Genomic DNA, 12,892 nt, shown 5'->3' on the forward strand with positions numbered 1-12,892 from the left:
CGCCATACAGCCACCTTGCTTCGATGAATCGCAAAGTCTCGAGGCAAGGTGTTTACAGCATGATCCACCAAAGTGAGCTGATCGACACAAATAGCCATAAAAGTATGGCCAACAGCATTGGCTTGAATCCCGCTTTACGAATTGTATTGAGGGACATCGAGGCACCGATTAGATACAAACAAACCACTAAGACCCGCTTAGCAGAATCAAACGCTACCTCGTACACTGGCGCTCCTTGCGGCAGAAACTCAGCGATCAGTATTGCCAACACATAGAAGACAATGAAGAGCGGGACGGTGGGTAATTTTGACTGCACATCGACGTTGCGGCGCCTTTGCATGTGCTGATAAACCAATGCGGTTATGAGCACCATGGGGACAATCGCCAGCGCTCGCGTTAACTTTACCGTGGTCGCGACAATTAACGCTTCATCACCATACACTTCCGCCGCACCAACGACTGATGACGTATCGTGAATAGCTATGGCAGCCCAGACGCCAAAATCATACTGGCTCAGACCGAGCCATTGGCCTAAGGGTGGGAATACGAGTAAAGCCAAAGCATTCAAAATAAACACACAGCCGAGCGCAACAGCAATTTGCTCGGCACGGGCTTGAATCGTCGGCGCCATGGCAGCAATGGCACTGCCACCACAGATAGCCGTACCTGAGCCAATGAGTGTCGCACTGCGATTATCCAAACGTAATAACTTGGCGAACCCGAGCGCTAAACCGAGCGTAACAACGACATAAAAAATGATGAGTATTAGGTTCTCACCACTCGTTCTTGCGGCAACCTCTAAATTGACACCGAAGCCGAGGCCGACGATGGAAATTGCTAATAGCTTTTTCACGATCGCCCCAACGTTTACATGACTTGGCACCCAGCCAAGCAATGCTGCAGTAATACCAAGCACGAGAGCCAAGGGTGAGCTGATCAGTGGCGTGAGGCACAAGAGCCCAACAAATAGAAACACGATATGTTTGAGCGCAATAACTTGCATGCACAGATTTCCTAAATGCGGCGAGAATTGCCGCAATATTAGCACCTTATGAATTTAATGCGAATGCTTGCCGGGAATAGCAACTTCAACGATACTTAATTCCTCGTTGCTAGACGGTACCGCTGACTACAAAATTGCCAAGTCAGCGGAATTCTATCCCTCCAAAAATAGGGGTTTTACGATGAAGAACAAATTCCTGCTCCCAGCATTGAGCGTATTACTCTGCTCAACAGCAGCTTATGCCGATACGCCCTGCAAGATGTCAAAAGATGTGACTCTCGAACTGACAAGTGCAGATATTCAAGAATTTCAAGTTAGCCTCGGTCCCGATGGCCTCGACTTAGAAGGGCACGCCAGCAATCAAGGCGAGCTGCGCGTTCGTTATTGTGCGTCTGACCAAAACCGCTTGGATGCGCTTGAAGCCAAAACCAGTCAGCGCGGTCATCAATTAATGTTAGAGCTCGACCACGGTGGTCGCAGTAATGTCTTTCGCACCGGCCTTTTTCGCAGTTCGGATTATGGCTATTTCCAGATTCAAGGTCGCGTTCCCGAGTCATGGACTATCGACGTCACGGTTGGATCAGGCAAAGCTGAAATCGAAAATGTCGCAGCGGTTAGTGCCGTTGTGGGCAGCGGTGAGCTTGAGGTTGACCAGGTTCGCGGCCTAGTTTCCGCTCAAGTTGGCAGTGGTAAAGTTGACATCGAACGCGCAGGGCAAGTGCAAATTGGCGCAATTGGCAGTGGCCGAGCTGAAATCGATCATGTTTCCAACGATGTCGAAGTTGGCAGTATCGGTAGCGGACGTCTCGAGGCAGATAACGTCAAAGGCGATGTTTCGATTCAAAGTATCGGCAGTGGTCGCGCAGCGCTAGAAGATATTGGCGGTAACGTCACGGTTCGCAGCATTGGCTCTGGTCGGCTCACAGCAAAAGACATTGAGGGAAATGTTTTAGTGCATACGAGTGGTTCAGGGGCAATTACCGTGACCAATGTTGCCGGTGATTTCACCTTGCGCAGTAAAGGCTCTGGTAAAGTCAGTCACACCAATGTTAGTGGTACAGTGAGCGTGCCTAACCGTTAATGAGACAGCTCCGGCGGACGTTTGCCAAGGTCAGCGAAGATCGACTACTTGTCTTTCTCTTGCTGACCTTTCCTTTACTGCTTGTGCTTAGCCCGCTGTCGTCGGCAAAATTACCGGCGCACATTCTCGCGTTGGTTCATATCGATACCTTGTTAGCGCTAACTGGCTTAATGTTGCTCAGTCGTGGTATCGAAGACAGTGGCTACTTCCAACGTTTGAACGATTGGTTCTTGGCTCGGCGCTATTCAGAACGGCGCCTAGTCGCTTGGCTAGTGGTTTACTCTGCTGGGCTTGCTGCGATTATCACCAACGACGTCGCACTATTTATTGTCGTTCCAATAGCTGTATTACTCTGCCGTTCCTTGCAATTGCCGTTACTTCGCGTGGTGATATTCCTCGCCCTTGCGGTGAATGCTGGCTCGGCCGCGAGTCCCATTGGTAACCCGCAAAATTTGTTGTTGTGGCAATCGGGGGGCCTGTCATTTATCGAATTTACCGCCTACCTCTTGCCATTAGGTTTACTGTTCTTGGGCACTGTACTTGTGTTTGTCTACTTTGCCTTTGGTTCACAACTGCCGGCTCCTGCAAAAGCAGCGCAAGACACAGTCGTTGGTGTGCAGCGACGACGTCTATTTTGGGGTTCGTTGCTAGGCTATCCGATTTTTATCGCCGCACTCGAGCTCAATGTCGCGCTCCTTGGCGTCATTGCTATTATTGCGGCTTATGGCGTGCGGAACCGACCGATCTTGTTGGGAATAGACTGGCAATTGCTGCTGGTATTTACGCTCATGTTTATCAATCTAGGCCTTTTTGCCCAACTACCGTTAACACACGCTGTGTTACAAGTGTTTCAGGCTTTACCCGAAGGCTCCTATGTTGGTTCTGCATTGCTTTCCCAGTTTATCTCCAACGTCCCAGCGACGATCTATTTACAGTCAGCGCTACTACAAGACTCTCCTCAATTGTGGCTCGCAGTTGCTTACGGCGTCAATGTCGGCGGCTTTGGTTTCATTCTTGGCTCAATGGCCAACCTCATTGCGTTACGTCTAGTACGAAAGTCACTAGCGCCGCAACAATCCACTTGGGGTGAGTTCCATCGCTGGAGTGTGCCGGTTTTTATCATCAGCCTTGTCGGCAGCTATCTGCTTTTAACATTCATCAGGTGACCACAATTCAACATAGTGGTTCGCCCGTGAATCTGCTATAAAAGGCCTAAATAATCATTGCTATGAAGGAGCATGATGTGTATTCGTTCTCGTTAAAACAACTGACTTGGCTGGCTGTGCCATTTGCACTTATCGCCTGTTCACCACAAGCACCGGCGCCCGCCGAAACCCCACTGTCCGAACATACTCGTGTGCTCACCCCGACCATCGACCAACATAGCTTTGCGAATAGTAATCAAGTCCATACACCGCATTTGCATTTGAGCTTACAAGTCGACTTTAATCAGAAAAAACTCACCGGTTATGCGGAGTACGATCTGAGTTTTCGTGATGCACGCGCGACCGAAGTGGTCTTTGATACTGAACAATTAAACATTTATGGCGTAGAGCAACACATTCATGGTGACTGGCACGATACAACTTTTGCGCTCGGCCAGCGTGACCCCATTTTAGGGACGCCTTTAACCGTTCGTGTCACCGCAGGCGCGGAGAAAGTCCGCATTCATTACTCCAGTTCGCCACAAGCAACCGGGCTCGACTGGGTTGACCCGGTTGGCACTGCGGGCGGTCAATACCCATTTTTGTACAGCCAATCACAACCGCACTACGCGCGTACTTGGATTCCCATTCAGGACACGCCAACGGAGCGCTTAACCTTCACCGGCGAATTGTATACGCCACCGTATTTAATTGGCTTGATGGGCGCGAACAACCCGCCAAATCCAGAGCGAACCGGCTATTACGAGTTCCGCAGTGAACAACCAATTCCATCGTATTTGATGGCTATTGCCGTCGGCGATCTCGACTTTTACGCACTCAACGACCGTATGGCAATTTATGCCGAGCCTTCTGTGCTCGCCGACGCAGTCGCCGAATTTGCCTACACGACTGATATGATGGCGGTGACCGAATCACTCTTTGGCCCTTTTGCTTGGGATCGTTACGACCAACTAGTTCTGCCTCCAAGCTTCCCATTTGGTGGCATGGAAAACCCCCAGTTAGCGTTCTTAACGCCAACAGTTATTGCCGGCGACCAGAGCCTCGTCAGTCTCATTGCTCACGAGCTTGCTCATTCTTGGTCGGGTAATTTAGTCACCAATGCGACTTGGCGCGATTTGTGGTTAAACGAAGGCTTTACGTCGTACGTCGAAAATCGAATCATGGAAGCGGTATATGGTGAAGAGCGAGCACTCATGGAGCGAATGCTAGATGCGCAGTCACTGCTTGTATCGCTACCGAACCTAACCGAGCGCCAGCAAGTCTTGCATATTGAATTGGAGCAGCGTGACCCGGACACGGCATTTACCTCCATTCCGTACATCAAAGCCCAGTTATTTCTCTTTTTCTTAGAAGAGCGTTTTGGCCGTGAACGTTTTGACCCGTTCGTCCGTCAGTACTTCGCCGACTATAGTTTTGCAACGATTACGACAGCTGAGTTTGTCGAGTATCTACAAGCGAATCTACTCGCCCTCGAGCCTAACTTAGTTAGCATTGCCGAAGTTGAAGAATGGCTCTACTCGCCAGGCTTACCAGAGTCGGCACCGACTCCAGAAGTTGCCGCTTTTGATCGTGTGGCTGCTGCTCAGGAGCGCTGGTTTGCCGGCGAAAACATCGACATTAGCAACTGGTCGATTCATGAGCGAGCCTACTTTTTGTCGCAACTACCAGACGACGTATCACAACAAGACCTAGCGCGCATGGACGCAGAGTTCGAACTGACGAATACGCGCAATAATGCCATTTTGTCCCAATGGCTAGTGATCGCCATCCAGCACAATTACCAACCGGCACTACCGCGCGTACGTGACATGCTGACCAGTATGGGTCGCCTAGCCTTTATTCGGCCAGTTTATGCTGCACTTGCAGCAACGCCCGAGGGCCTTGAGCTTGCCCGCGAAATTTACACCGAGGCTGAACCGAGTTATCACGTGCTCACTCGCGACCAAATCGAGGTGATTCTCAAGTTGCGTGAGCGTTAGAGGAAACAGAATCAATGGCGAGATTTATTGCCCCGGCAAGTATTGAGGATTATCGGACCCTCGCGCAACAGCGTTTGCCTCGACAATTTTTTGATTACCTCGAAGGCGGCGCCTACGCAGAGCAAACCTGTCGTGAGAATATCACGGCATTCAGTCAAATTCATTTGCGCCAGCGGGTGTTAAAAGATGTCAGTGAACGGGACCTGTCTGCCACCCTGCTTGGGCAGCCATTTGCTCTGCCAGTGGTGCTAGGACCCGTTGGGCTTGCGGGCCTCAATGCTCGTCGTGGCGAAGTACAAGCGGCGCGAGCGGCAAAGGCCGCCGGTGTCGCATTTTGCGAGTCGACCGTTTCCCTGTGCAGTATCGAAGAAGTCGCTGCAACCGACGCCCAGCTTTGGTTTCAGCTCTACATGCTGAAAGATCGAGGCTACGCTATTGAGTTATTGCAACGAGCACAGCGAGCAGGAGTTGACGTGCTGGTTTTTACCGTCGATTTAGCCGTGCTTGGTGCGCGTTATCGCGACGTCCGGAATGGTATCGCTGGGTCCTCTGGACTGCGGGCAAAACTTAGTAAAGTCGTCGATCTTCTCTCGCATCCTCAATGGCTATGGGACGCGCCGATTAAAGGCAAACCTTTGGTGTTTGGTAATCTCGCGGCAGCGGTACCGAACGCAAAAAGTCTACCGGCCTTTAAACAATGGGTTGATGACCAATTTGATCCGTCCGTAACTTGGGACGACCTCAATTGGTTGCGTGAACATTGGCAGGGAAAAATTGTTCTAAAAGGAATACTTGACCCCGAAGACGCAAGTATTGCCGCGAGTATAGGCTTTGATGCCATTGCTGTTTCGAATCACGGCGGCCGCCAGCTCGACAATGTCGAGGCGAGCATTCATGCATTGCCTCGATGTGTTGACGCTGTTGCTGGGCGTTGCGAAGTGTTAGTCGACGGTGGCATTCGCAGCGGTCTTGATATTGTAAAAGCACTCGCTTTAGGTGCCAACGGCTGCATGCTTGGCCGCGCGTGGGCTTATGGCTTGGCCGCCAAAGGCGAACAAGGGGTAAGTGAAGTGCTGGCGATATTACGAGCCGAGATGGACGTCGCTATGGCTCTCACTGGCTGTCGCAGCATCGCCGAAATTACACCGGACATTTTGTTGCGACGCTAGTTTTAGAGTATTAAACGCGCTTTTTCTGCAATTTGCGTTGTAACGTCCGCCGATGCATTTTAAGTGCCCGCGCAGTGGCTGAAATATTACCTTCGTGCTCCTGCAGCGTGCGCTGAATCAGCTCCCACTCAAGGGCGTCGACACTCACTGGCTCATCACAAACTGGCGGCTCTTCCTCATCGCCGGCCAAAACTTTAAGGAGCATATTCATTTCCACCGGTTTAGTCAGGTAGTCATCACAACCTTGTTTGATCGCGTGCACCGTCGTTGCAATACTGGCATAACCGGTGAGAATAACGACTCTCGCTTGCGGCCAAGCTTTTTGAATCTCTTGTAAACGGCTCAAGCCCGACTCACCTGCTAAGTTGAGGTCTAACAGAATCACTTCTGGCTCGAGGTCTCGACACTCTTTTAGCGCAGTTTCTGCAGATGCAGCATGCGCACCACTCCAGCCATGATGCTCTAAGCGCCGCAATAATACGCGGGCAAAAGCGTCATCGTCGTCAATCATCAGGAGGCGTATTTCCGCCATACCCTAAAACTCCTATTTAACCAATGGCATGCGGACATGCTGCTCAACAAAACCGCGGCTGCGGCTTGCATCCAAACTATGCTTATTTTTGTCATGATTATCAAGCAGTAACATCTCTAATGTGCCGCCCATTCGCTCAAGTGTGGCATGACTAAGCAAGAGACCAATACCAAGCCCTTTTTGACTAACGACTCGCCCCTGCCCCAATTGTGCTAAGCGCTCTTTGGTTAAGGAATAGTTTGGATTGCGGATAATTAAGTGCCAGTTATTATCGCGAGTTTCACTTTGAATAACCACCTCACCGTGACCTGTTTGTTCGACTTCATGGGCGGCATTGCGGATCAAGTTTAACAGCGCCGGCATCAGAGTCCGGTCACCGTAAACAAAGACGCCTAGATGGTTTTGCGAGTCGTCAATAGCAAAATTGACCGGAACCGTTGGCATGGATAATGCCGTGTGTTGTTTCAATTCTTTTAATACAGACTGGAGCGGCAGTTTCTGTAATTCATCTTGATTCAAGGACTGGCTAACGGAGCGTAAATCGGTAAGTAGCGCTTTTACCCGCGCCAGTGGCTCGCGCATATCGTGCACTGCGGGGTTATCGTCAAAGCTCTCTTGCAACTCTTCATGCAGAAGGCTGAGCATTGCTAGTGGCGTTGCGATTTCATGGGTGATTTGCGCTGAAGCGGTTGCTAAGCCAACAATTTGCTCCCGGCGCAACTGGGTTTCGCGCATCTTCTGCAACTGTTGTTGACTACGCTCAAGGCGATTGCGCATCAGCCGCAAAGTGATGGCAAGTAAAATAGCCGCGAGAATAAAAGTGAAGCCCATTCCCAAGTAATGGTCGCGGTGTTCACTATGCCCATGCGCACCTTGATCCAGCAAGACGATAAAGTAACCTTGCGCACTCAAAATAAACGCCAGAATGCCCCACGCCGCAATTGGACGTAACTGTAGGAAAGCAACGACGAGCAGAATGAGTAACAGGGCATTGACCGGGCTCGTAACCCCGCCGGCATGACTAAGACCTATCACCCAGAGCACGGCCAACCCGAGCACTTGCGCTGTGGTTGTGCCTCGTTGCTCAGTTACCGTTGCAACGGCGGTCAACACGGTAAAAAGCGCCAGCGTCAGCCAAAAATGGTCAACCCCAGCCTCAGGTTCGGCACGATAAAAGAAGGCGCTCGCGATAAAAACCAGCAAGGTCACAACATACAAAAACTGAATATACAGTTTCGTTGCCTGCTGATCATCGCGCATGATTACCACCTAAGATCGTTCCCAACCGAGTTCCTTTTTACCAAGAACCCAAACGATTTACTAGCGTGAGGACAATGCTGCGAAGGATTGCGGACCGGGGCTGGAATGACATTCCAGCCCCGGTTCCGAATTAGAAACGGAAGATGGCAGCCGCACCGAAGCTGCGACCAGGCTCAGCCCATAGCGGAACATATGGGTCGTTCGCTAAGCGTGAACGTGAACCACCATGACGCCAATAGGTTTTGTCGCCGAGGTTGAACACGCCAAAACTAAGCGCCCATCGTTCGTTTGGGAACCACTGCGTTACCCAGTCAAACGTGGTGTATCCGGGTGCAGAAAACAGCAGTGCACCGCTAGCATCATGCAGTTCTCGTTGTCCGCGACTGCTTTGCATGAACAAGCGACTTTCCCACATTAGCGACGGTAGCCAAACTAGTTCAATTGTCGCCCGCGCCGGTGCAACCGAGCTCAAATGCCGATTTTCAGCTGTGTCCGTGCCCTGCTCGTAACCGCGGGTCACCTCAGCTGCTAGGCTAAGTTCAAAACTGTCGCTCAATGCCTGTCGATAACGCAGTTCAGCGCCTTCGATACGCACTCGCTCACGGTTCTGCGATTGAAATACAAGCATCCCCAATGCCGGGTCAAAGCCGAGTGCCGCTCGAGTTTCAATGAAATCGCGATAATGATTACGGAATACCACAGCTTCCAATTGCGCGCTATCGCCACGCCAGCGTAAGCCAGCTTCCATTGTTCTGCCCCGTTCCGACTTTAAATCTGGGTTTGGAATCGCCACTATATTCATCATTGGCATATACAAACCAATATTCACATCGGAAAATGGTGGCGCACGAAAGCCTTCGGCGTATTGCATAAAACCGTCAACGTTGGCTGCTAGCGGCCACATTAATCCCAGCTTAGGTAGCCAATGGCTTTCGGTTAAGTCGGTCACTTGTGCACTGGGAAACGCTTCTGCATAAAGCGCATCGACTTTCGACTTCAACTGATAATACTCATAACGCAACCCCGGACTTAGCGTCGGCCCACCTTGCCACAAGGCAATTTCATCGTGCACATAAACACCGAGCTCGGTGATATCGCTATTCGGGAAATCTCGCAGCGGAAAACGCTCGCCAAGAATGACTTGGGTTGTTGCGCCGGTATTAAGGTTCGTCTGCACGCCATCCCGACGGTCCGATACGCTCGTTTGCACGAGCTCAAAGCCATAGCCAATACGCTGCTGATAACCAAGTAGCTGGATGTCGTTCTCTAAGTCTGCACCCACGCCCCAAGTGCTTTGTTGCAGTTCAAAATTACGGGCGATTGAGATAGGTGTTGGTGCCGCTTGCCGCTCTTCATAAGTGGCTTGCTGCGTGTTCACCAACTGACGCCATACTCGCCAATTCCCGCGGTCAATGCCAGCGATATCCTGAAAGTATTGATCGACGACAAAGCGCTGTTGCTCGCGCCAATCATCACCTTGCATCAAGGTCGTTAGCGCAAAGCGCCCTTGCCCCAATAAAGCCAATATGTCGCTGTCACGGCGCTCTTCGGTGGTATCGATACTAAAGCGCAGACGAGTCCGATCCGTCTCTTTCGCAAATCGAATTAACATTGCATTTTGCTCAACATCGAGCTGATCTTGCACACTAGGCGTTTGGGCGAGATTCGGTTCCGCACTGCGTTGGTGAGCACCCGCGACGAGCACCCCATAATCGCCTTGTCGCCAAGCGGTCGCAACGGTTCCGCGATAGCGGTCGCGATCGCTATTACCACTGACATTCACAAAACCACCGAAGTCACTAAACTGCAAAACATCATCAACATCAAGTAACGCAAACGACACCACGCCACCTAACGCTTTACTTCCATACAAGGTCGATGCTGGCCCGCGTAAAACTTCAACACGGCTAACTAAGCCGAGTTCAGCTAAACCGCGTCCGCTGTCTGAGAAATTACCGACACTAAATCCATCAGCGAGAGGAATGTTATCAACGACGATCACACTGCGATTACCACCAATTCCGCGAATGGTAAAACCGCCATGACCAAAGCGACTGCCGCCTTGGTCGATATCGACACCCGGCTCATAACGGACTAAATCGGCGATATCTAACGCTAACTCTCGTTGCATGCGATTTTCGTCAATCACAGTGACTGTGCCCGTGACCTCACTTTGTTGACGGGCTTGACGATGGGCAACAACGGTAATTACTTCATAGCTGTCAGCGTCTGGTTTATCCGCAACTACGGCATAGCCCACTGCAGGGACACTAAGTAGGCTGGCTATCGCTAATGCGAGACGATGACGGGCAAAATAACGACGAGGAGACTTCTGCATAGGGGGCATCCAATTCCTAGGTCTGGGGGGAAACCGGCCTAGCTACCTAGGCCGGTGGTCTTACTAAGTTTACTACCGTGGTCTTAGTAAACTTCGTTACGGGTGTTGTAGTTATTAAACTTACCAGTAGGAGTAATCATCCGAGGGCCTTTAATGACATGGCGCAGTGTCCGGGTTTTGTCATCGACGATAACAATCGCAGACTCTTCTTCCATGCCACTCCAGACTGAGAACCATACTTCATCACCTGCCATGTTGTACTCTGGCTGGACAATACGCTTCGGACCTGGGCCTAAATCTGCCCACTCGGCGATTGGTAACACTTCATAGCCCGCATCGAGATTGTTGATATCAAACACCGCGACAGATTGGCTAATCGACGCTTCTGGGTGGAAAGTGGTGTCTACCCACAAGTTAGTCGACTTCGGATGTGACTTCACAAATAATGAACCACCGCCTTGTCCCTGTAATACTTCCACAGCTTTAAACGCATGCTCTGGATAGTTGTCTGGGTCAGTACCAATGAGCGTAATGTCGGCATTACCGAGCGCACTGGTGATCCATACCGGGCCGTATTTCGGGTGTTCAATATTTGCGCCACGACCTGGGTGCGGGATACGTTCCGCCGGTACTAAGGCTTTTAACGTCCGCTCTTGAGCGTCAATGACTGCAATTTTGTCTGACTCATTCGCAGCGGTTAAGAAGTAGCGACCGCTGCGATCCCAACCCCCATCATGTAAGAAAGGTGCAGCATCAATTGTGGTCACCTGTAAAGCATCGATGTTCTCGTAGTTCACCAAGAGAATTTTGCCGGTTTCTTTCACGTTAACGATAAACTCTGGGTGTTTATGCGAGCCAACAATTGCGGCAACCCGTGGTTCTGGGTGATATTCTTGGGTGCCCGTTACATAACCACGAGTTGAGACGATTTTATGTGGTTCCAAGCTCTCACCGTCCATCAAGACATAATGCGGCGGCCAGTAAGCACCAGCAATTGCAATTTTGTCTTCATAGCCTTTATAGCGTGAGTTCTCGACAGAGCGTGCTTCCATACCAATTTTGATTTCCGCCACCACTTGTGGTGGGTCCATGTATAAGTCGATTAAATCAACTTTACCGTCACGGCCGATGGTCGAGAAATAACGGCCAGAGCTTGAGGCCCGTGAAATGTGCACCGCATAACCGGTTGGCACATAAGAAATGACTTCATAACTATCGCCGTCGATAATCGCTACTTCACCGGCATCGCGCAACGTCACCGCAAACATATTGTCAACGTTGTACTTGTGTTGTGGTTGAGCTGGTCGATCTTCTGGCTTGACGTGAACAATCCACGAGTCACGCATTTCTTTCATGCCCCACTCTGGCGGCATGGGCGGTTCATGTTGCAGGAAACGCGCCATCGCATCGATTTGGGCGTCGGTTAATTCACCTGACGTTCCCCAGTTCGGCATACCCGCTGGCGAGCCATATGCGATTAAGGCTTTTAAGAAGTCAGTACCTTTAGCTTGCGTTAAGTCAGTGGTTAAAGGTAAGCCTGTTGCACCTTTACGCAATACGCCGTGACAACCAGCGCAGCGCTCGAAATAGATTTGCTGCGACGAGGCGAATTCTTCTTCCGTCATGTCAGGGGCACCCGGTGTAATCACCATCTTGCCACCTTCTACCGGTGACGGTGCTCCTTTGTAACCGACTTCTGCTGCTGTCGCTGTGCTGTGTGCCTGCCCACTAGCACGATCCGTCAGACCACCACCATCGCGAACGTTTTTGACTTGCGCCGCGGTTACTTGTGGGCCACTGTTACCCCAACTATTCAGAACATAATTCGAAATATTGGCAATTTCAGTATCGTCTAGGTGAGCCATAGCCGGCATGACTGCGTTATAAGTGACACCACCCACTTCCAGTGGACCGGAAACACCTTTCAGAATAGAGTCGACAACACGTGCTGGCTCTGCTTTGAGGTTAGGGTTGTTCGCCAGCGGAGGGAAGGCACCGCGCATTCCTGACCCATCTGGTCGGTGACATGCTGCACAATGACGCTCGTAAGATTTTTTACCCGCGTCCATATCTGCAGCGGCAGCGGTTCCCGCATAGCCACTGATGGCAAGCATAATGCCAGCAGCTGTGGCCGAGAACCACACTGGCTTGCGCCAGGCTGAACGTTTAGAAGTAGTTTTCATAAGCTTGTCCTCCAAGACAAGTGAATAACACCAAGTGAGAGCTGTTCATGAAGTCACTTTGCTGTACAGTAGATCTCCTGGGGGGGCGCAAATTCAATCTGACTTCATCTTAACTGCCCTCACTGTAGCTAAAATAACCCCTTTATTCACGAGGGCTTCGGGAGTATCCCCTGCGGATCAT

Annotated in this window: 9 protein-coding genes; 4 read left to right on the plus strand and 5 right to left on the minus strand. The window is 50.9% G+C overall.

All coding sequences use genetic code 11. The features are described from left to right. Window positions 1-52 precede the first annotated feature (52 nt). Window positions 53-1,003 carry a YeiH family protein gene (locus CWE06_RS05175; RefSeq protein ID WP_126791860.1) on the minus strand — a complete coding sequence of 317 codons (951 nt, stop codon included), beginning with the start codon at window positions 1,001-1,003 and terminating at the stop codon, window positions 53-55. A 181-nt stretch (window positions 1,004-1,184) separates the two neighbouring features. Here CWE06_RS05175 and CWE06_RS05180 point away from each other — a divergent pair, with 181 nt between their 5' ends. The 4 genes from CWE06_RS05180 to CWE06_RS05195 all read left to right on the plus strand — a co-directional run bounded on the left by CWE06_RS05180 (window position 1,185) and on the right by CWE06_RS05195 (window position 6,398). Then, entirely contained in the window at window positions 1,185-2,084 is a 900-nt protein-coding gene (locus tag CWE06_RS05180; RefSeq protein ID WP_126791862.1) for a DUF4097 family beta strand repeat-containing protein, read from the plus strand. Beyond that, entirely contained in the window at window positions 2,084-3,250 is a 1,167-nt protein-coding gene (locus CWE06_RS05185) for an SLC13 family permease (protein WP_126791864.1), read from the plus strand. Before CWE06_RS05180 ends, CWE06_RS05185 begins: the two co-directional genes overlap by 1 nt. Window positions 3,251-3,327: 77 nt before the next feature. Continuing rightward, on the plus strand, window positions 3,328-5,229 hold the full coding sequence (locus CWE06_RS05190; RefSeq protein WP_241972485.1) for a M1 family metallopeptidase: 1,902 nt from the start codon (window positions 3,328-3,330) through the stop codon (window positions 5,227-5,229). A gap of 14 nt (window positions 5,230-5,243) precedes the next feature. Continuing rightward, window positions 5,244-6,398 (plus strand): L-lactate dehydrogenase, encoded by a 1,155-nt coding sequence (locus CWE06_RS05195; RefSeq protein WP_126791868.1) that lies wholly within the window; start codon window positions 5,244-5,246, stop codon window positions 6,396-6,398. A 10-nt stretch (window positions 6,399-6,408) separates the two neighbouring features. On the opposite strand, the gene CWE06_RS05200 is transcribed toward CWE06_RS05195, so the two are convergent. The 4 genes from CWE06_RS05200 to CWE06_RS05215 all read right to left on the minus strand — a co-directional run bounded on the left by CWE06_RS05200 (window position 6,409) and on the right by CWE06_RS05215 (window position 12,711). After that, on the minus strand, window positions 6,409-6,930 hold the full coding sequence (locus CWE06_RS05200; RefSeq protein ID WP_126791870.1) for a response regulator transcription factor: 522 nt from the start codon (window positions 6,928-6,930) through the stop codon (window positions 6,409-6,411). 12 nt (window positions 6,931-6,942) lie between these two features. After that, window positions 6,943-8,190: a sensor histidine kinase gene (locus CWE06_RS05205; protein ID WP_126791872.1), complete on the minus strand. Its 1,248-nt coding sequence runs from the start codon at window positions 8,188-8,190 to the stop codon at window positions 6,943-6,945. Between the two features lie 130 nt (window positions 8,191-8,320). Beyond that, window positions 8,321-10,528, minus strand: a complete 2,208-nt coding sequence (locus CWE06_RS05210; protein WP_126791873.1) for a TonB-dependent receptor domain-containing protein — start codon at window positions 10,526-10,528, stop codon at window positions 8,321-8,323. Window positions 10,529-10,611: 83 nt separating this feature from the next. After that, window positions 10,612-12,711 carry a cytochrome D1 domain-containing protein gene (locus tag CWE06_RS05215; protein ID WP_275065567.1) on the minus strand — a complete coding sequence of 700 codons (2,100 nt, stop codon included), beginning with the start codon at window positions 12,709-12,711 and terminating at the stop codon, window positions 10,612-10,614. Window positions 12,712-12,892 lie beyond the last annotated feature (181 nt).

The sequence above is a fragment of the Aliidiomarina haloalkalitolerans genome (genome assembly GCF_003987315.1).
Lineage (GTDB): Bacteria > Pseudomonadota > Gammaproteobacteria > Enterobacterales > Alteromonadaceae > Aliidiomarina > Aliidiomarina haloalkalitolerans.

Coding starts and splice junctions, on each gene's coding strand:
- CWE06_RS05200 (WP_126791870.1), bottom strand. CDS start 6,930: ATGGCGGAAATACGCCTCCTGATGATTGACGACGATGACGCTTTTGCC.
- CWE06_RS05205 (WP_126791872.1), bottom strand. CDS start 8,190: ATGCGCGATGATCAGCAGGCAACGAAACTGTATATTCAGTTTTTGTAT.
- CWE06_RS05210 (WP_126791873.1), bottom strand. CDS start 10,528: ATGCAGAAGTCTCCTCGTCGTTATTTTGCCCGTCATCGTCTCGCATTA.
- CWE06_RS05215 (WP_275065567.1), bottom strand. CDS start 12,711: ATGAAAACTACTTCTAAACGTTCAGCCTGGCGCAAGCCAGTGTGGTTC.
- CWE06_RS05195 (WP_126791868.1), top strand. CDS start 5,244: ATGGCGAGATTTATTGCCCCGGCAAGTATTGAGGATTATCGGACCCTC.
- CWE06_RS05175 (WP_126791860.1), bottom strand. CDS start 1,003: ATGCAAGTTATTGCGCTCAAACATATCGTGTTTCTATTTGTTGGGCTC.
- CWE06_RS05180 (WP_126791862.1), top strand. CDS start 1,185: ATGAAGAACAAATTCCTGCTCCCAGCATTGAGCGTATTACTCTGCTCA.
- CWE06_RS05185 (WP_126791864.1), top strand. CDS start 2,084: ATGAGACAGCTCCGGCGGACGTTTGCCAAGGTCAGCGAAGATCGACTA.